Raw genomic sequence first — 19,771 nt, forward strand, 5'->3', positions numbered from 1 at the left:
CGTACTCGATGCTATGCAAATGATAAACACACTGTGTAAGGATAACTTATGAATAAGACTGTAAATAAGAACATGAATAAGGGTCATGTAATTGAATGTGTCGCGCAAAAGGCAAACTTGACTAAGACTCAAGCTAAAAGTGCGTTAGAAGCAGTCATTGAATGTATTACAGATGCATTGAAAGAAGGTGAGCAAGTTCAATTCGTTGGTTTTGGTACTTTTAAGATTAATTATCGTGCAGCTCGTACTGGTCGTAATCCTAAAACAGGTGCAGAACTCAAAATTGAAGCCGCTAATGTACCAGTATTTGTTGCTGGAAAATCACTGAAAGAAGCAGTTAAGTAATTCAGTTGCGAAAGAGAATATTCAGAGGGGGTATTAAACCCCTTTTATTGATTGGGCACATCCTCATTTTACTTGGCGCTTGCACCAGTAAACCTAAAATGCCCGAATTTAGCGCAAGTGGATTTATTTCTGACGCCGGCGTCGTTAGGCTATGGCGCTTAAATGATCAAAAAAGCAACCCTCAAGTAATTGTCGCTGTATATAGTCCTTACCAAGGCAAAAATACTACCATTACTTTCTTTGAATATCGTCAAAATAAACTTTGGCAGATTCGGTATCAATCTTTTGACTATAAAAATAAACAGCAACAACAGCTAAGATTTGATCAAAATGACCATATTATTTTTATGCAGCGCATAATAAATAATAACAAAATTCCTTTAACTAAGGATGATATTGTTCGCTGGCGATTTGAATCAGAGCGTTTAATTGAATTGAGCAACACACTTATTGCTGGTAATGTTCATCTTTACCAAGGTCATTGGCGTCAAGGACAAATTATAACTTGTAGTGGTGAAAAACGTGATACATCGTTTACCGCTCAAGCTGAAAATTGGTTGTTGCAAAGAGCCAAGACTAGTTCAGATGACTTGGCTATTGCCTGGTTAGAAGCACCAGAAGGCAACGAGTTATTGCTCGTTGCCAATAAGAATTTCTGTCTATGGGCGCCAACAAAAGAGAAACTTTAAATTTTTTATTTTAAACGAGCGAGTGCTCGATAACCGATATCATCCCTATAGAAACAACCCGTCCAGGATATTTTTTCTGCTTTCTGATAAGCTGCTTTTTGGGCATCAAGAATTGTTTTTCCAAGCGCGGTAACACACAGTACACGGCCACCGGCAGTAATGACTTGGTTTTGTTTTAATTCTGTTCCGGCGTGAAAAACTTTACACATTTCTGCTGGGTTATCATTGATCCCTTCAATAATATCACCTTTACGATAATTGGCCGGATAACCTTCAGCGGCCATGACAACACCTAAGGCACAGCGTTCATCCCAACATGATGTTTTACCCGCTAATTCTCCTTTAGCGCCGGCTAGACAAAGTTCTACCAGATCAGATTGTAAGCGCATCATAATGGGTTGTGTTTCTGGATCACCAAATCGACAATTAAATTCAATAACCTTTGGATTTCCTTGTTTATCTATCATTAATCCCGCATATAAAAATCCTTGATATCGCCGATCTTCGAGCGCCATACCTTTTACCGTAGGATAAATAATTTGATCCATTACACGCTGATGAATAATGTCTGTGACAACCGGAGCAGGAGAATATGCCCCCATTCCACCTGTATTTGGCCCGCTATCATTATTACCAACACGCTTATGATCTTGGCTTGTTGCCATAGGAATGACATTTTCACCATCAACCATTACGATAAAACTGGCTTCTTCGCCGTCAAGAAACTCCTCAATAACGATACGGTGACCCGCTTGGCCAAATGCATTACCGGCAAGCATATCATGAACAGCATTTTTGGCTTCTTCTAAAGTCATAGCAACAACCACGCCTTTACCTGCGGCTAGCCCATCAGCTTTAATAACAATCGGGGCACCCATTTTGTTTAGGTAGGCGAGTGCGGGTTCAACTTCGGTAAAATTCTGGTAAGTGGCGGTCGGAATATGATGACGTGTAAGAAAATCTTTCGTAAAAGCTTTAGAGCCTTCTAATTGTGCTGCTTTTTGACTGGGACCAAAGATCGTTAAACCGGCATGTTGAAAAGCATCAACAACGCCTAGAATTAAGGGGATTTCTGGTCCAACGATCGTTAAACCAATATTATTATTTTTGGCAAAATCGACTAATCCAATAATATCTGTTATTGAAATATTAATATTGGTTAGATTTTTTTCTAGTGCAGTTCCGGCATTACCGGGTGCAACATAAACCTTGTCAGCGAGAGGTGATTGTGCTGCTTTCCATGCTAAAGCATGCTCACGACCACCATTGCCGATAATTAAAATATTCATGTTATTGCTCCCTAAATTAATGGCGGAAATGGCGCATATCAGTAAAAATCATCGCGATATCATGTTCATTAGCTGCGGCTATGATCTCATCGTCACGAATTGAACCGCCTGGTTGGATAACACAGGTTATGCCTGCGGTAGCGGCAGCATCAATACTATCTCGGAATGGAAAGAAAGCATCAGATGCCATTGCACATCCGACAAGATCTAAATTTTCGTCCTGCGCTTTTAATGCCGCGATTTTTGCTGAATAAACTCGGCTCATTTGTCCCGCACCAATACCGACTGTCATATTATTTTTGGCATAAACAATGGCATTGGATTTTACAAATTTTGCCACATGCCAGCAAAATAGGGCATTATCTATTTCTTGTTCGCTTGGCTGACGTTTGGAAACGACACGCAGATCAGCTTTGGTTACTAAACCTAAATCGCGATCTTGCACCAATAAGCCACCATTTACCCGTTTGAAATCTAAACCTGCAATAGGTGAATGCCATTGGCCACAGGCCAGAACACGCACATTCTGCTTGCTTGCAAGTATTGCGAGGGCAGCTTCAGTAACCGCAGGTGCAATAATGACTTCAACAAATTGACGCTCAATAATTGTTTTAGCCGTATTTGCATCTAATTCACGATTAAATGCAATAATACCACCAAATGCAGAGGTTGGATCAGTTTTAAAAGCGTGATCGTAAGCCGCACAGATATCAGTACTGACCGCAACACCACAAGGATTAGCGTGTTTGACAATGACACAAGCCGGTTTGGAAAAACTTTTTACGCACTCCAAGGCTGCGTCAGTATCAGCAATATTATTATAAGAAAGCGATTTGCCTTGTAGCTGTCTTGCTGTAGCGACAGAGGCTTCTGCTCTATTTTCCTCTATATAAAAAGCTGCAGCTTGATGACTATTTTCGCCGTAACGCATATCCTGCTGTTTAATAAAATTCAGGTTCAATGTACGAGGAAATTTACCTGAAGGCTGGTTCATCTCACCATAATAAGAAGGTACTAACTTACCAAAATAATTAGCAATCATCCAATCATAAGCGGCAGTATGTTCAAAAGCCTTAACTGCCAAGTCAAAGCGGAACATGTTAGTTAGAGAGTTTTGCTGATTATCCATCTCTTCGATGATTTTGTGATAATCCTGACTATTAACCACGACCGCCACATCTTTATAATTTTTGGCAGCAGAACGGATCATGGCTGGCCCACCAATATCAATATTCTCAATGGCATTTTCTAGCGTACAATCTGGCTTGGCAACAGTTTCTGCAAAAGGGTAAAGATTAACAACAACCATATCAATTGGCGTAATTTGATGTTGTCTCATTATTTCGTCATCTTGCCCGCGCCGGCCGAGAATACCGCCATGTACTTTCGGATGAAGCGTTTTGACACGGCCGGCCATCATTTCTGGCCATCCGGTATAATCGGAAACTTCTATAACAGTTAACCCGGCCGCTAGCAATAATTTAGCTGTACCGCCGGTAGAGATAAGTTCAACCTTACGTTGAGATAAAGCTTTAGCAAATTCAACAATACCTTCTTTGTCAGAAACACTCAGTAGAGCACGCTGAATAGGGCGGAGTTGTGGCATGAAATAGATCCCTTGGAATAATAAAATGTTTTAAAACATTAATTAAATTTTATGGCTATTCGCTATTACAAATGATATTCGAAAATAACTAGTTTCAATCAAATATTTTTTGTCGCAAACGCAATTGTAACGCAAACGTTTGCGTATTTCGCTATAATTTTTGTCATTTTATTTTTGTGGATAACTCTGTTAATAATTCGGTATAATATAATGCTTTGCTGTTTAATTAATCAATTAAACAAAATTATGCAAAATTAAGCTTGCCAGCTGCGTAAAACTGCCTATAATGCGCCCCCCACTGAGTCAGTATAGAACGAATCAATTGAATTGAATTTTCTTGACGCAGGGTAAAGAAAAGTAGAAATAACTACTTGACTTTACAGGTGAAAAGCATAATATACGCCACCTCGCGGCCTGGGTCGCACGCTCTTTAACAATTAATCAGACAATCTGTGTGGGCACTCGCAAGACATCATCAAAAAATATTTGATTTTAAAGTCTTGAAGAGTGACAAAACAGTTAATTCATATATGAACTAATATGCAGTAACGTTATTTTGGTCGGCAGCGGCGAAGGTGGTCAAACATCGGCAAAGCGAGTTGAACAAAAGGGCGTTACGGTCAGTAAAACATTCTTTGAGCATCAAGCTTTTAATTGAAGAGTTTGATCATGGCTCAGATTGAACGCTGGTGGCAGGCCTAACACATGCAAGTCGAGCGGCAGCGGAAGGAAGCTTGCTTCCTTGCCGGCGAGCGGCGGACGGGTGAGTAAGGTATGGGGATCTGGCCGAAGGCGGGGAATAACCACTGGAAACGGTGGCTAATACCGCATAATCTCTAAGGAGCAAAGTGGGGGACCGTTCTGGCCTCACACCTTCGGATGAACCCATATGAGATTAGCTAGTAAGTGGGGTAAGGGCTCACCTAGGCGACGATCTCAGCCACTCTGGGACTGAGACACGGCCCAGACTCCTACGGGAGGCAGCAGTGGGGAATATTGCACAATGGGCGCAAGCCTGATGCAGCCATGCCGCGTGTATGAAGAAGGCCTTCGGGTTGTAAAGTACTTTCAGTCGTGAGGAAGGTGTTAGGGTTAATAACCTTAGCAATTGACGTTAGCGACAGAAGAAGCACCGGCTAACTCCGTGCCAGCAGCCGCGGTAATACGGAGGGTGCGAGCGTTAATCGGAATTACTGGGCGTAAAGGGCACGCAGGCGGTTAATTAAGTTGGATGTGAAATCCCCGGGCTTAACCTGGGAATGGCATTCAAGACTGGTTAGCTAGAGTCTTGTAGAGGGGGGTAGAATTCCATGTGTAGCGGTGAAATGCGTAAAGATGTGGAGGAATACCGGTGGCGAAGGCGGCCCCCTGGACAAAGACTGACGCTCATGTGCGAAAGCGTGGGGAGCAAACAGGATTAGATACCCTGGTAGTCCACGCTGTAAACGATGTCGATTTGGAGGTTGTGGTCATGAACTGTGGCCTCCGGAGCTAACGCGTTAAATCGACCGCCTGGGGAGTACGGCCGCAAGGTTAAAACTCAAATGAATTGACGGGGGCCCGCACAAGCGGTGGAGCATGTGGTTTAATTCGATGCAACGCGAAGAACCTTACCTACTCTTGACATCCAGCGAATCCTTTAGAGATAGAGGAGTGCCTTCGGGAGCGCTGAGACAGGTGCTGCATGGCTGTCGTCAGCTCGTGTTGTGAAATGTTGGGTTAAGTCCCGCAACGAGCACAACCCTTATCCTTTGTTGCCAGCGAGTAGAGTCGGGAACTCAAAGGAGACTGCCGGTGATAAACCGGAGGAAGGTGGGGATGACGTCAAGTCATCATGGCCCTTACGAGTAGGGCTACACACGTGCTACAATGGCGTATACAGAGAGAGGCGAGCCAGCGATGGGAAGCGGAACTCAGAAAGTACGTCGAAGTCCGGATTGGAGTCTGCAACTCGACTCCATGAAGTCGGAATCGCTAGTAATCGCGGATCAGCATGTCGCGGTGAATACGTTCCCGGGCCTTGTACACACCGCCCGTCACACCATGGGAGTGGGTTGCAAAAGAAGTAGGTAGCTTAACCTTTTGGATGGCGCTTACCACTTTGTGATTCATGACTGGGGTGAAGTCGTAACAAGGTAACCGTAGGGGAACCTGCGGTTGGATCACCTCCTTACCTAGATAGATGGAATGTGAGTGTTCACACAGATTGTCTGATGAAATAGCGCGTAAAGCCAATCTAAGATTGACTAAAGAGCTTGAAGTCCCCTTCGTCTAGAGGCCTAGGACATCGCCCTTTCACGGCGGTAACAGGGGTTCGAATCCCCTAGGGGACGCCACTTTAGTGATTTAGAAAGGCGGTGCATCACGCTTTTAGTGTTGTGCACTGTTTGTGCTTTACGCAATAATGATTAAACCAATTTAGTGAGTTGGTTTACCAATTATGCTCTTTAACAATCTGGAACAAGCTGAAAATTGAAACACACATTATTGAAAAAATAGTGTGGAGAACTCTCAAAACTCCAATCAGTTGGGTTTTTGTTGTCATGATGAAGCGTTATGAGCGAGCAGTCAGCAATTCGAGGCGGCCAGCGCACAGCAAGCGCAGCGTACTAAAGTACGTGAGCATTGCGCGCACTGCCCAACAAAGAATTGGTGGACGCGCAGCCATAACCCAACAAAAAGACAGTAGAAGACACCTTCGGGTTGTGAGGTTAAGCGAATGAAGCGTACACGGTGGATGCCTAGGCAGTCAGAGGCGATGAAGGACGTGCTAATCTGCGAAAAGCGTCGGTAAGCTGATATGAAGCGTACTAGCCGGCGATGTCCGAATGGGGAAACCCAGTGCATTAATGCACTATCGTTTGATGAATTCATAGTCAAACGAGGCGAACCGGGGGAACTGAAACATCTCAGTACCCCGAGGAAAAGAAATCAACCGAGATTCCCCCAGTAGCGGCGAGCGAACGGGGAGCAGCCCAGAGTCAACATCAATATTTACCGCAGGAGAAGGGTCTGGAAAGGCCGGCAATAAAGGGTGATAGCCCCGTATCTGAAACGGTAAGTGTTGTGAACTCGAAGAGTAGGGCGGGACACGTGTTATCCTGTCTGAATATGGGGGGACCATCCTCCAAGGCTAAATACTCCTGACTGACCGATAGTGAACCAGTACCGTGAGGGAAAGGCGAAAAGAACCCCGGCGAGGGGAGTGAAATAGAACCTGAAATCGTGTACGTACAAGCAGTGGGAGCACCCGAAAGGGTGTGACTGCGTACCTTTTGTATAATGGGTCAGCGACTTATATTCTGTAGCAAGGTTAACCGCATAGGGGAGCCGTAGGGAAACCGAGTCTTAACTAGGCGTTAAGTTGCAGGGTATAGACCCGAAACCCGGTGATCTAGCCATGGGCAGGTTGAAGGTTGGGTAACACTAACTGGAGGACCGAACCGACTAATGTTGAAAAATTAGCGGATGACTTGTGGCTGGGGGTGAAAGGCCAATCAAACCGGGAGATAGCTGGTTCTCCCCGAAAGCTATTTAGGTAGCGCCTCGTGAATTCATCTTCGGGGGTAGAGCACTGTTTCGGCTAGGGGGTCATCCCGACTTACCAACCCGATGCAAACTACGAATACCGAAGAATGTTATCACGGGAGACACACGGCGGGTGCTAACGTCCGTCGTGAAGAGGGAAACAACCCAGACCGCCAGCTAAGGTCCCCAAGTCATGGTTAAGTGGGAAACGAAGTGGGAAGGCTTAGACAGCCAGGATGTTGGCTTAGAAGCAGCCATCATTTAAAGAAAGCGTAATAGCTCACTGGTCGAGTCGGCCTGCGCGGAAGATGTAACGGGGCTAAACCATGCACCGAAGCTGCGGCAGCGACATTTAGATGTTGTTGGGTAGGGGAGCGTTCTGTAAGCCGTAGAAGGTGGACTGAGAGGTCTGCTGGAGGTATCAGAAGTGCGAATGCTGACATAAGTAACGATAAAGCGGGTGAAAAACCCGCTCGCCGAAAGACCAAGGTTTCCTGTCCAACGTTAATCGGGGCAGGGTAAGTCGACCCCTAAGACGAGGCTGAAAAGCGTAGTCGATGGGAAACGGGTTAATATTCCCGTACTAAGGGTTACTGCGAAGGGGGGACGGAGAAGGCTAGGCTATCCGGGCGACGGTTGTCCCGGTTTAAGCGAGTAGGTGGGTAGTGCAGGCAAATCCGCACTGCTACAACACTGAGACGTGATGACGAGCCACCAAGGTGGTGAAGTAGTTGATGCCCAGCTTCCAGGAAAAGCCTCTAAGCGATAGGTAATCATTAATCGTACCCCAAACCGACACAAGTGGTTAGGTAGAGAATACTCAGGCGCTTGAGAGAACTCGGGTGAAGGAACTAGGCAAAATGGTGCCGTAACTTCGGGAGAAGGCACGCTGGCATTAGGTGAAGGGTCTTGCATCCGGAGCTGAAGCCAGTCGAAGATACCAGCTGGCTGCAACTGTTTATTAAAAACACAGCACTGTGCAAACACGAAAGTGGACGTATACGGTGTGACGCCTGCCCGGTGCTGGAAGGTTAATTGATGGGGTAAGCCGTAAGGCGAAGCTCTTGATCGAAGCCCCAGTAAACGGCGGCCGTAACTATAACGGTCCTAAGGTAGCGAAATTCCTTGTCGGGTAAGTTCCGACCTGCACGAATGGCGTAATGATGGCCAGGCTGTCTCCACCCGAGACTCAGTGAAATTGAACTCGCTGTGAAGATGCAGTGTACCCGCGGCAAGACGGAAAGACCCCGTGAACCTTTACTATAGCTTGACACTGAACATTGAGCCTTGATGTGTAGGATAGGTGGGAGGCTTTGAAGTGTGGACGCCAGTCTGTATGGAGCCAACGTTGAAATACCACCCTTTAATGTTTGATGTTCTAACTTAGGCCCGTAATCCGGGCTGAGGACAGTGTCTGGTGGGTAGTTTGACTGGGGCGGTCTCCTCCCAAAGCGTAACGGAGGAGCACGAAGGTTGGCTAATCACGGTCGGACATCGTGAGGTTAGTGCAAAGGCATAAGCCAGCTTGACTGCGAGCGTGACGGCGCGAGCAGGTACGAAAGTAGGTCTTAGTGATCCGGTGGTTCTGAATGGAAGGGCCATCGCTCAACGGATAAAAGGTACTCCGGGGATAACAGGCTGATACCGCCCAAGAGTTCATATCGACGGCGGTGTTTGGCACCTCGATGTCGGCTCATCACATCCTGGGGCTGAAGTAGGTCCCAAGGGTATGGCTGTTCGCCATTTAAAGTGGTACGCGAGCTGGGTTTAGAACGTCGTGAGACAGTTCGGTCCCTATCTGTCGTGGGCGAAGGAAGATTGAGGGGGGCTGCTCCTAGTACGAGAGGACCGGAGTGGACGCACCACTGGTGTACAGGTTGTCATGCCAATGGCATCGCCTGGTAGCTAAGTGCGGAAGAGATAACCGCTGAAAGCATCTAAGCGGGAAACTTGCCTCAAGATGAGTCTTCCCTGACAGTAATGTCCTATAAGGGGTGTTCGAGAAGAGGACGTAGATAGGCTGGGTGTGTAAGCGTAGCGATACGTTGAGCTAACCAGTACTAATGACCCGAGAGGCTTAACCTGACAACACCGAAGGTGTTTTGAGAGAGAGAATTTTAGCTTGTTTTGAGATTGAATCTGGTCGAATTTTACTGAAGGCCGAGGTGTGTTCGCTACTGAGGTAGGTGAGCAGACTGTAAGGCAGCGAAATAAGACGGGATAAATAGAAAAGAATTTGTCTGGCGGTAATAGCGCGGTGGTCCCACCTGACCCCATGCCGAACTCAGAAGTGAAATGCCGTAGCGCCGATGGTAGTGTGGGGTCTCCCCATGTGAGAGTAGGGAGCTGCCAGACTTTGATTATGTTAAGAAAGCCACCCTTGGGTGGCTTTTTGACGTTTGGCTAGTTATATCGTAAAACGGTTTAGTTTATTTATTGTAAAATTTTATTTATAAATTTTTTGATTTGCTATGAATCGAGAAAAAAGAAAAAAACTAGGCTAGAATGTTTTTCCCCTTATTTCTTCTTGTAATATTACATTTAATCCATTAAATACATATTTATATAACAAATATGCAACATTTTCGTTGTCTTAAATTAAGTTAATTATCGTTATTATATTTGAAATAAATTATTTATTTTCAATAAGATATCTTTTTTTGGAAAATGAAAGGGTTTTTGATTTTTGCTGATTTTGAGATAGTCTTTAGCAAGTGTACCTTATATTAAAGGAGATGCTCCATGGATCAGCAGACAGTGATCAATGAATTAACTTTTTTGCAACCGTTTGGCGCACCAGAAAAGCAACTTTTGGCACCAGAAAAGCAACTTTTGGCACCAGAAAAGCAACTTTTGACACCAGCCGCAATTGATTTTTTAACAGCTTTAGTTGAGCAGTTTGCTGGACCTTATGATGTTTTACTTAATGCTAGAGTTGAGCGACAGTTGCAGATTGATCAAGGTATTTTACCTGATTTTATGCCAGAAACTATTTCAATTAGGAAGGATGATTGGAAAATACAAGGTATTCCTGCAGATTTACTTGATCGTCGAGTTGAAATAACCGGTCCAGTAGAACGTAAAATGATTATTAATGCTTTGAATGCTAATGTAAAAGTCTTTATGGCTGATTTTGAAGACTCACTTTCACCTGCTTGGGAAAAATTGATTGAAGGACAAATTAATTTACGTGATGCGGTTAATGGCACTATTTCATTTATTAATAAGCAAGGCAAAGTTTATCAATTAAAGTCTGATCCGGCTGTTTTGATGGCTCGTGTGCGAGGCTTACATTTACCTGAAAAACATATTTTATATCGAGGAAAAGCAATTCCAGGGGCATTATTGGATTTTGCACTTTATTTCTTTCATAACTATAAAAAGCTATTGGAAAAAGGGAGTGGCCCTTATTTTTATATTCCCAAATTAGAATCTTATAAAGAGGCTCAATGGTGGAGTGAAGTATTTAGCTATACCGAAGAGCGATACGGATTATCCATTGGTACAATTAAAGCAACTGTACTTATTGAGACACTACCAGCTGTCTTTCAGATGGACGAAATTCTTTATTATCTGCGTCATCATATTGTTGGGCTTAATTGTGGTCGTTGGGATTATATTTTTAGTTATATTAAAACTCTAAAAGAATACGATGATCGCGTGCTACCGGATCGACAGGCAGTAACAATGACACAACCTTTCTTAAATGCTTATTCTCGTTTACTAATTAGGACTTGTCATCGTCGAGGCGCTTTTGCGATGGGCGGAATGTCGGCTTTTATTCCGACTAAAGATCAAACACAGAATGAAGCAGTATGGGCAAAGGTTAAAGCAGATAAAGAATTAGAGGTTAAAAATGGCCATGATGGCACTTGGATTGCTCACCCTGCTTTAGCAGATATTGCAACCGCTGTTTTTAATGAGACATTAGCGGGAAGAAAAAATCAACTAGATGTCATGCGTGAGAATGATGAAGCTATTACCACTGAACAATTATTACAGCCTTGTAATGGTGAGCGTACAGAAGAGGGGATGAGAGCGAATATTCGCATTGCGGTTCAATATATTGAAGCTTGGATTTCTGGTAATGGTTGCGTACCGATCTATGGATTAATGGAAGATGCGGCAACAGCAGAAATTTCGCGTACTTCAATTTGGCTGTGGATCCGTCATCAAAAAAGATTATCTAATGGACAAAAAATAACCAAAGAATTGTTCTTAGAAATGTTGGATGAAGAGTTACAGACTATTCAGCAGGAACTAGGTGATGTTCGTTTTCAACATGGCCGTTTTCGCGAAGCTGTGGAATTGATGATCTCTATTACCACTCAGGATGAGTTGATCGAATTTTTGACCTTGGCGGGTTATCAACAACTTGACTGAAAAAAAATATTTTAGCTATTTAATATCTAATTAACTCGTATGAGGGAGACAAAAATGGCACTGACTAGATCACAACAAATTACGCAACTTGAAGAAGAATGGTGCTCTTCCCCTCGTTGGAAAGGAATTATTCGCACTTACAGTGCTGAAGATGTTGTCAAATTGCGTGGTTCACTAAATCCCGATTATTTATTAGCGCGCAATGGTGCTGAAAAGTTTTGGCAATTAATTAATGGCAAATCAAAGAAAGATTATGTCAATGCGCTAGGTGCATTGACCGGTGGTCAGGCGCTGCAGCAAGCAAAGGCGGGTATAGAGGCAGTTTATTTATCGGGTTGGCAAGTGGCAGCTGATGCTAATACTGCTGCGAGTATGTATCCAGATCAATCGCTTTATCCTGTTGATTCTGTTCCTGAAGTTGTCAAACGGATTAATAATAGCTTTCGTCGAGCCGATCAAATTCAATGGGCAAATAATATAAATCCAGGCGATGCTAAATATATTGATTTCTTTCTGCCAATTATTGCTGATGCGGAGGCCGGTTTTGGTGGCATATTGAATGCTTTTGAACTTATGAAAACATTAATTGAAACCGGCGCTGCGGCTGTGCATTTTGAAGATCAGCTCGCTGCCGCCAAAAAATGTGGTCATATGGGTGGTAAGGTATTGGTGCCGACGCAAGAAGCTATTGAAAAGTTAATTGCCGCACGTTTGGCGGCTGATGTTTGTGGTGTTCCTACGGTTTTGATTGCACGTACCGATGCTGAAGCGGCAGATTTGCTGACGTCAAACAGCGATCCTTACGATGAAAAATTTATGATCAACGAACGAACGCAAGAAGGTTTTTTCCGTACCCAGGCGGGTATTGAACAAGCAATTAGTCGAGGTTTAGCTTATGCTCCTTATGCTGACTTGATTTGGTGCGAGACATCAACCCCCGATTTAGATGCGGCTAAAATATTTGCCGAGGCTATACATGCTAAATATCCGAATAAGTTGTTGGCTTATAACTGTTCTCCATCTTTCAATTGGAAGAAAAACCTGGACGATAAAACCATAGCCTGTTTTCAAAAACAATTATCTGAAATGGGATATAAATTTCAATTTATAACCTTAGCTGGTATTCATAGTATGTGGTTTAACATGTTTGATTTAGCTTATGCATATGCTCAAGGTGAAGGAATGAGGCATTATGTTGAGAAAATTCAGGAAAAGGAGTTTGCTGCTGCTAAGCAGGGTTACTCGTTTTCTTCTCATCAGCAGGAAGTAGGCACGGGTTATTTTGATAAAGTAACAACCATTATTCAAGATGGAACTTCTTCTGTCACGGCACTAACCGGTTCAACTGAAGAGCAGCAGTTTTAAATATATTGCTTATGTTATTTAGCCTGATGGATTTGATGTTAATAAAGCTTAATTTGTCGAAATGAGGGCGTGATTTATGACCTTAAATTCAGCAGAGTTAATTGCCGAGACAATTTTACAAGGCTTTGATGCGCAGTATGGTCGTTTTTTGGAAGTAACATCAAGTGCCCAGCAACGTTTTGAAGATGCTGATTGGCACGGTGTACAAGAAGCGATGAAAAAGCGAATTAATCTTTACGATCATCATGTCGATCTGGTTGTTAAACAACTTGGGCAGATGAATTTAATAGCTGAGTTTACTAACCAATTATTAGCAGAAATTAAGCAGCGTTATATTAAACTGTTAGAAGATTACCCGCGTTTTGAAATAGCGGAAAGTTTTTTTAATTCAGTCTATTGTCGATTATTTCAACATTGTGATCTTACTCCTAATAATTTATTTATTTTTACTTCACAGCCAGTAAATCGTTTTTGTGATACCCCGCGTCCGTTATCTCGTTGTTTTTCTATTCATATGGGGCTTAAAAAAACCATAGAAAATATTTTAATGGATATTCCGTTCCGTCTAGCTTGGGAAGATTTACCGAGAGATGTAAGTTATATCGTTAGTTATCTTAAAAAGACATTTTCTGCTAAACAATTAGCTGACGTCAAATTTGAGATAGCAAATGAATTATTTTATCGTAATAAAGCAGCTTGGGTAGTAGGTAAAATAATGATTGGGAAAATTGTTTATCCATTTTTATTGCCAATCCATAATAATGAGCAAGGTGGTATTTATGTTGATACTTGCCTAACTAATTATAACAATGCCAGTATTATATTTGGTTTTGCTCGTTCCTATTTTATGGTCTACGTTCCATTTCCTGCGGCGTTGGTTTTTTGGTTAAGAGATATTTTACCGGGAAAGTCAATTGCCGAATTATATATGTCAATTGGCTGTCAGAAACATGGAAAAACCGAGTATTATCGAGAATACCTGGCTTTTATAAACTTTTCACAAGAACAGTTTATTATTGCTCCGGGTATCAAAGGCATGGTAATGCTAGTTTTTACTTCGCCTTCTTTTGAACGAGTTTTTAAAGTGATTAAAGATCGCTTTTTGCCACCAAAGCAAGTTACGCAAGAGCGGGTGCAGGCATGTTATCGAATAGTTAAGGAACATGATCGTGTTGGTAGAATGGCGGATACGCAGGAGTTTGAGAATTTTGTCATCGCCAAAAAACATATTAGTGAAGAATTGATGGCAGAATTATGGCGTGAAATACCATCAAAACTGCAAGATTTAGGTGATAAGATTTTGATCCGTCATCTCTACATGGAAAGAAAGATGATCCCACTAAATATTTATACTGATCAAGTTAAAAGTGAAGAGTTAAGATGAATCATTGAAGATTATGGTAATGCTATTAAACAATTGGCGGCAGCAAATATTTTTCCAGGTGATATGTTATTTAAAAATTTTGGTGTCACTCGTCATAAACGGGTAGTTTTTTACGATTATGATGAAATTTGTTATATGACTGAAATGAATTTTCGAAAAATACCAGAGCCACTTTATCCCGAGCAAGAAATGGCTGATGAGCCTTGGTATAGTGTGGCTGAACATGATGTATTTCCAGAAGAGTTCCGCCATTTTCTTTGTAATGATCCAGCTATTAGGAAATATTTTGAAATGTACCATGCTGATCTGTTTAGTGCAGAATATTGGCAATCATTACAAGAAAAAATATGTCAGGGCTATATAGCCGATGTTTTTGCTTATCCGGTAAAGCAAAGGTTTTGTCAACGCTCATTTTAATATAAGCAAGTGTTGTCATATATAATATAAATAAAATGGAAGCTTCAATAACAGTCGTCAACAGCCACTGACAGTCGATAAATTAAAATTAATACTTTGTTTTATAATGATTTTATTTTTTATCTCAGTATAGAATGACTGTTTTCAGTCACCTATTATATTCCTTGTGTCATCAAATTTATGTACATATTGGTGTACATGAAATATTATATAAAAAAGACGTAAGGAGAAAAAAATATGGCGGTAAGTGATTCTTGGTTAAGAGCGGTAAATGGTAAGCCACAAGCTAAAATGGTGACTAAATCCGACAGAGAGGGTTTATCGGTTCGCGTGACACCAAAAGGTAAAGTCATTTTTCAATATCGCTATCGTTGGCAGGGGAAAGGTGATCGGATAGACATTGGAACCTATCCGGCAATTAGTTTAAAAGATGCGCGTGATAGTGCGCTTTTTTACCGTGGTGAACTAGAGCAGCACAGAAACCCGAAAGTGGTCAAACGCACTCGTAAACAAAAATCAGTTGAAGCGCGAACGGTTGAATCCGTTATTCGTGACTGGTGGGAGAAATCGCTTAAAAATTCACAGGTTAAAGCCGGTGAGATATTACGGTCATTTGAAATTTATGTTTTCCCCAAGATCGGCAATTTACCCCACAACGAAACGCACTTGCATGTCTGGCTATCGCTAATTGAAGAGGTGGTGAAAGCGAAACCGGCGATAGGAGCACGGATTTTACGTTATACCAAAACTGCCCATCGGTGGGGGAATTCGCAGGGGGATTATTTCTTTAAATCCACTTATCGATGTTACCTCACAGGATTTAGGGGTAAAAACGCAACAAGGCGAGAGAGTGTTGAGTAGCAACGAGCTCAGGGTATTATTTGCGTTAATTGATGCGCCAGACTATAACCCTAGAAATGCCCTGATAATCAACCTAGCGTTATTGTTTGGTTGCCGGATAGGTGAATTGCTAAAAGCAAAAATGGCTGATTTCGATTTTACTAAAGGAATATGGACAGTGCCACCAGAGAATCATAAAACAGGGTGTAAAAGCAAAAAGCCCATTATCCGGCCTATTATCCCCGAGGCAGAGGAATTGATCAGAACTGCTAAAAAATTGAATTATGGCAGTGATTATTTATTTACCGTCTCAGAAGGGAAACCTTTGTGTGTCAGTGGGCATATTAGTTTTATTAGCAATCTCAACAAAAAAATGGCTCGCAGATTTGAGAACTATACTCACTGGTCAATTCACGATTTGCGTAAAACCATGCGTACGGGGGTTGCGGAATTAACCCAGCCCCATGTTGCTGAGATCATGTTAGGGCATAAACTACCGGGGATTTGGCAGGTATACGACAAGCATACCTACCTAGAGGAACAGCGAGAGGCTTATGATCGCTGGTGGAATAAAGTTAATCAAATCGTTTACCCATCTCCCAATCCAGAATATCCTGCCGGGCAAAATTAAGCTCATCAGATCTAAACCGAGGGCGTGGAAAACCTTCCCGCCGTTGGTATCCGTTACCCGCCCATAGTCTGATAGTGTGAGTTGACACTTTGTACCTTTTTGCCAGTTCACTGGTTTTGACAAAAGGGGATTCATTCATAGGATATTCTCCTTTATTACTGTTAAACGCTTACCTTTCGGTATGGGTAATTTGAGTGGGGTAAATTCAGGTGGGATAATGCTTATTCGCTCTATGCTATTTCTTCAATGTGTCGAGGAATACCCCTAAATAGACAAAGAGTGCTGGCACTATCATAATGCCGATAACCAGTAGCTCTTGCCCGCCTAAATGGATATTGCCTAATTCGCCACGTTTAAACCTGATTTGTGGGTCAATGACGGTATCGGCGTGCGCAAGATGTCCAACTATCAGTTCGAAGGAGAACGCTGCACTGATAAACAATAATGTCGTGATTAATAATTTGATGATGTTAAGTTTCATGGTTTGGCCTTTGTAAAATTAGCTTATTTCTTAACGCAAATCGCTTTGGCGTTGATATCCTTGAAAGTTTCAAACTCACGCTCAAACTGTTTAGCGGCGAATTGGCACATGTTCTCAGTGTCAAATTCCTGAGTATGAACACTTGCAAAGTTACTCGATGCATAAGGGCTGGCATACATGCCTAGGATTAAAATCCACATGGTGGGCTCTCCGTTGTTAATGAGAATGGTAATGTTAATGATAACTATTTGATATTAAAGTATAAATTTTTGTAAATTTAAGGTTAAGTCTGTTTATATATACAGTTTTGATATACTTTGGTATAGTTATATGCTTGTGTGTTTGCTATTCACAATTTTTTTACCTGGTGTTGGCCAGCCTTGCGCTGGTCTTTTTTACTTTCTCTTCATCGCTTCCAGTAATAAATCCTGTATTGCCCGTTTTGAATTACGGCGCGCCATCACCACTTCATCGAGTGTATCTTTAGCGACGATATGATGAATAAAGACAGGGCGATTATGTCCGGCTTGCGCTTGACGCGTGGGGCCGATACGCTCGATAATTTGCTGGTACTGCTCCAAGTCCCACCAATGGGAGAAAAAGACCAGAATGTTACCGCCGTCCTGTAAATTTAAGCCGTGTCCACAGCTTGCGGGGTGGGCAAAAAGCAACGGGATTTTGTCACTATTCCAGTTGGTAAGGGTTTGTGGGTTAGCGTCTAACATTTTGCCTTTTGGAAACGCTTTTACTAATCTTTCAAGGTCATGTTTCCAATGGTAAGCGACCAGTACTGGCGTCCCTCCTGATTCATTAACAATACTCTCCAGTGCCTGGATTTTGACATCGTGTATCGCTGTCCAGTTGCGATTGTCATCGCTATAAATAGCACCACTGGCAATTTGCAAACATTTTATTGTTTTGGCCGCGGCATTTAACGCTTCAATCGCACTCTCGCCCAATTCAAGAAACAGTTCTTTTTCCATGGCCTGATAGTGTGCTCGCGCTTTCGCGGGTAGTTCAACATTAATAACGTTGTGTACGGGTTCGTCGATATCAAACCAATCAGCGGCATTAAGGGATAGCGTGACATCGCTGAGTGCTAACTGAATTTGTAGATGCGCAAATCCTAAAGGCTCAAACCTGCTCCACTGTTGCCCGGGGAACTGGATACGGTTAAACCAGCGAGACGTAAACGCATTATGGGTTCTGCCTAGCCGTTCGCCCTGGTCAACAAACCAGGTTTGCCCCCATAAGTCCATCAGGCCATTCGGTGAAGGCGTACCGGTCAGATTTACCCATCGATGAACCGATTTATGGGCGATTTTGGCGAGTGCAGCGGTGCGTTTACCGCCTTTGCGTAGCCGGAATGATTTTAACCGGGTGCTCTCGTCAGCGATAATCGTGCCGAAAGGCCAGCTGTCACCTAGTGTTTCAACCAGCCAGACGAGATTGTCATAATTGACCGTAAATACGCTGGCATGGGTATTTTTGAGAGCTGTCATCCGCGTTTTTGCAGTGCCAATAATGGGCTGCACTTCAATATTACGCAGGTGGCCCCATTTAAGCGCTTCGTCAGGCCAAGTGGATTGGGCTACCCGTAAAGGGGCTAATACCAGTGTGGGTTTGGTTTCACTGCCTGATAAATAGAGATTTTCTAATGCCGTCAGGGTTGCTGCTGTTTTACCCATTCCCATCCCCGCCCAGACATTTGAGCGTTTAATATCGAGCAGGTGATTGATAATGAGATTTTGGTAAGGGCGAGGGGTGAAGGTTTTTGCGATTGTCTTTTGTTCAGGCGACAATCTGGATAGTTTTGTCATGGGTATGTAATCCGTTCCAGTTCTTTTTCATGGGGAGTTTGTCAGCCAAATACTGGTCATAAAGTCGCTGTGCGCCTTTTCTGAGCAAAACAGGGCGATAGCTAATAAAGCTATTTGCACCATGGGGGCTTATTTCGTTTTGTTTTTCGGTTAAATATTTATCCCGAGCGGTAGCGGCAACACGCCAGCGTAAATTGTTGCCGGACTTACTGTCGTTATAGAGCCACTTAATCTCAGCAAGATAATGATTTATCTGTTGACTATTCACGCCGTTAAGCATTTTGCTAAATTGGGTAGGGGTCATGCCTTCTTTGAATAGATTTTTAAGACAATCGTTTTCGGTTGATAGGTTTTTATTTTCCAGTAATAACTTTTCTTTCTCTTCCTCGGCACGAACAACCATGAGCGCCAGTTCTTTTGCCGTTGGTAGTAATGTTTGAGGTTGTAAAATTCGTCTCTCACATTCAATAAAGTACTGTCTGGCCTGTTTCCCTTTTTCATTGCGCTCAACCATTGATAGCTCTTTCGCCATGTCGAGGGAAATATGATATTCCTTTGCTGGACGGCCTCCATTTGGGGTTTTTGATAAATTTATCAAAAAGTCCTGATGTTCAATAAAACCATATTGTTGAATGCGATCTTTTATCCAATTAGCAAACTCCTGCTTACTTTCCAAAAACGCATGTAAATCACGAGCATTAACCGTTTGGATTAATCCGCCATTGATGTTTTTTGTTTCGATGTTGATTAAATTTGACATAAAGGTATTCCTCAATAATGAAATTGATGAAAGATTGCCCCTTAGCAAGGGGCGTTAATATTAATTAATGACGTTCTAGGAAGTGGGTGAGTTCACCTTCGTACCAATGGTCAGTGCGCGCGGTGATTATCCCGATTTGTTGATGGTGGAAGTGTTCAAAAAGCTGTTTTATTTCCGCTAACACGGTATCGATACACAAAAACTGCTGGGGGAAAATCGGCGTTGAATATAAA

General features: G+C 42.7%; 11 protein-coding genes, 1 tRNA gene, 3 rRNA genes and 2 pseudogenes. 10 read left to right on the forward strand and 7 right to left on the reverse strand.

Annotated elements, in window-relative coordinates:
• The first annotated feature begins 72 nt into the window (after window positions 1–72).
• Together AACL31_RS05565 and AACL31_RS05570 are read left to right on the forward strand one after the other, a co-directional pair.
• Window positions 73–345, forward strand: a complete 273-nt coding sequence (locus AACL31_RS05565) for an HU family DNA-binding protein (protein ID WP_119711947.1) — start codon at window positions 73–75, stop codon at window positions 343–345.
• A 98-nt stretch (window positions 346–443) separates the two neighbouring features.
• A complete protein-coding gene (locus tag AACL31_RS05570; RefSeq protein ID WP_310513053.1) occupies window positions 444–1,034 on the forward strand; it encodes a DUF1481 domain-containing protein in 591 nt (196 codons plus the stop codon).
• A 5-nt stretch (window positions 1,035–1,039) separates the two neighbouring features.
• Here the strand turns inward: AACL31_RS05570 and purD are convergent, their stop codons facing one another.
• On the reverse strand, window positions 1,040–2,323 hold the full coding sequence (gene purD / locus AACL31_RS05575) for a phosphoribosylamine--glycine ligase (RefSeq protein ID WP_310513052.1): 1,284 nt from the start codon (window positions 2,321–2,323) through the stop codon (window positions 1,040–1,042).
• Window positions 2,324–2,339: 16 nt separating this feature from the next.
• A complete protein-coding gene (purH, locus tag AACL31_RS05580) occupies window positions 2,340–3,929 on the reverse strand; it encodes a bifunctional phosphoribosylaminoimidazolecarboxamide formyltransferase/IMP cyclohydrolase (protein WP_310513051.1) in 1,590 nt (529 codons plus the stop codon).
• Between the two features lie 651 nt (window positions 3,930–4,580).
• Here purH and AACL31_RS05585 point away from each other — a divergent pair.
• From AACL31_RS05585 to AACL31_RS05620, 8 genes and pseudogenes are all read left to right on the forward strand, one after another.
• Window positions 4,581–6,102, forward strand: a 16S ribosomal RNA gene (locus AACL31_RS05585).
• An 87-nt stretch (window positions 6,103–6,189) separates the two neighbouring features.
• Window positions 6,190–6,265: transfer RNA gene (locus tag AACL31_RS05590), tRNA-Glu, on the forward strand.
• A 373-nt stretch (window positions 6,266–6,638) separates the two neighbouring features.
• Window positions 6,639–9,542: ribosomal RNA gene (locus tag AACL31_RS05595) — 23S ribosomal RNA — on the forward strand.
• A gap of 154 nt (window positions 9,543–9,696) precedes the next feature.
• Window positions 9,697–9,812 (forward strand): 5S ribosomal RNA (rrf, locus tag AACL31_RS05600).
• The 16S, 23S and 5S rRNA genes sit together here with 1 tRNA gene alongside, the layout of an rRNA operon.
• Before the next feature lie 387 nt (window positions 9,813–10,199).
• Window positions 10,200–11,840: a malate synthase A gene (aceB, locus tag AACL31_RS05605; RefSeq protein WP_339053814.1), complete on the forward strand. Its 1,641-nt coding sequence runs from the start codon at window positions 10,200–10,202 to the stop codon at window positions 11,838–11,840.
• A 54-nt stretch (window positions 11,841–11,894) separates the two neighbouring features.
• A complete protein-coding gene (aceA, locus tag AACL31_RS05610; RefSeq protein ID WP_310513022.1) occupies window positions 11,895–13,205 on the forward strand; it encodes an isocitrate lyase in 1,311 nt (436 codons plus the stop codon).
• 76 nt (window positions 13,206–13,281) lie between these two features.
• Window positions 13,282–15,006, forward strand: a pseudogene (aceK, locus tag AACL31_RS05615) (bifunctional isocitrate dehydrogenase kinase/phosphatase).
• Window positions 15,007–15,243: 237 nt separating this feature from the next.
• Window positions 15,244–16,477, forward strand: a pseudogene (locus tag AACL31_RS05620) (tyrosine-type recombinase/integrase).
• Window positions 16,478–16,712: 235 nt separating this feature from the next.
• Here the strand turns inward: AACL31_RS05620 and AACL31_RS05625 are convergent.
• The 5 genes from AACL31_RS05625 to AACL31_RS05645 form a co-directional block, all read right to left on the reverse strand.
• Window positions 16,713–16,958 (reverse strand): hypothetical protein, encoded by a 246-nt coding sequence (locus AACL31_RS05625; protein ID WP_310513666.1) that lies wholly within the window; start codon window positions 16,956–16,958, stop codon window positions 16,713–16,715.
• Between the two features lie 23 nt (window positions 16,959–16,981).
• Window positions 16,982–17,158 carry a hypothetical protein gene (locus AACL31_RS05630; RefSeq protein WP_310513667.1) on the reverse strand — a complete coding sequence of 59 codons (177 nt, stop codon included), beginning with the start codon at window positions 17,156–17,158 and terminating at the stop codon, window positions 16,982–16,984.
• Window positions 17,159–17,353: 195 nt separating this feature from the next.
• The gene (locus AACL31_RS05635) at window positions 17,354–18,778 is read right to left on the reverse strand and encodes an SNF2-related protein (protein WP_422389275.1); all 1,425 of its coding nucleotides are present in this window, start codon (window positions 18,776–18,778) and stop codon (window positions 17,354–17,356) included.
• Complete coding sequence (locus AACL31_RS05640) at window positions 18,750–19,538, reverse strand: antA/AntB antirepressor family protein (RefSeq protein ID WP_339053681.1); 789 nt, start codon at window positions 19,536–19,538, stop codon at window positions 18,750–18,752. The genes AACL31_RS05635 and AACL31_RS05640 overlap by 29 nt, the downstream gene beginning before the upstream one ends.
• A 64-nt stretch (window positions 19,539–19,602) precedes the next feature.
• Window positions 19,603–19,737, reverse strand: a complete 135-nt coding sequence (locus tag AACL31_RS05645) for a hypothetical protein (protein ID WP_310513633.1) — start codon at window positions 19,735–19,737, stop codon at window positions 19,603–19,605.
• Window positions 19,738–19,771 lie beyond the last annotated feature (34 nt).

The sequence above is a fragment of the Arsenophonus endosymbiont of Crataerina pallida genome, from assembly GCF_964020125.1.
GTDB lineage: Bacteria > Pseudomonadota > Gammaproteobacteria > Enterobacterales > Enterobacteriaceae > Arsenophonus > Arsenophonus nilaparvatae.

Coding starts and splice junctions, on each gene's coding strand:
- AACL31_RS05565 (WP_119711947.1), top strand. CDS start 73: ATGAATAAGGGTCATGTAATTGAATGTGTCGCGCAAAAGGCAAACTTG.
- AACL31_RS05570 (WP_310513053.1), top strand. CDS start 444: ATGCCCGAATTTAGCGCAAGTGGATTTATTTCTGACGCCGGCGTCGTT.
- purD (WP_310513052.1), bottom strand. CDS start 2,323: ATGAATATTTTAATTATCGGCAATGGTGGTCGTGAGCATGCTTTAGCA.
- purH (WP_310513051.1), bottom strand. CDS start 3,929: ATGCCACAACTCCGCCCTATTCAGCGTGCTCTACTGAGTGTTTCTGAC.
- aceB (WP_339053814.1), top strand. CDS start 10,200: ATGGATCAGCAGACAGTGATCAATGAATTAACTTTTTTGCAACCGTTT.
- aceA (WP_310513022.1), top strand. CDS start 11,895: ATGGCACTGACTAGATCACAACAAATTACGCAACTTGAAGAAGAATGG.
- AACL31_RS05625 (WP_310513666.1), bottom strand. CDS start 16,958: ATGAAACTTAACATCATCAAATTATTAATCACGACATTATTGTTTATC.
- AACL31_RS05630 (WP_310513667.1), bottom strand. CDS start 17,158: ATGTGGATTTTAATCCTAGGCATGTATGCCAGCCCTTATGCATCGAGT.
- AACL31_RS05635 (WP_422389275.1), bottom strand. CDS start 18,778: ATGACAAAACTATCCAGATTGTCGCCTGAACAAAAGACAATCGCAAAA.
- AACL31_RS05640 (WP_339053681.1), bottom strand. CDS start 19,538: ATGTCAAATTTAATCAACATCGAAACAAAAAACATCAATGGCGGATTA.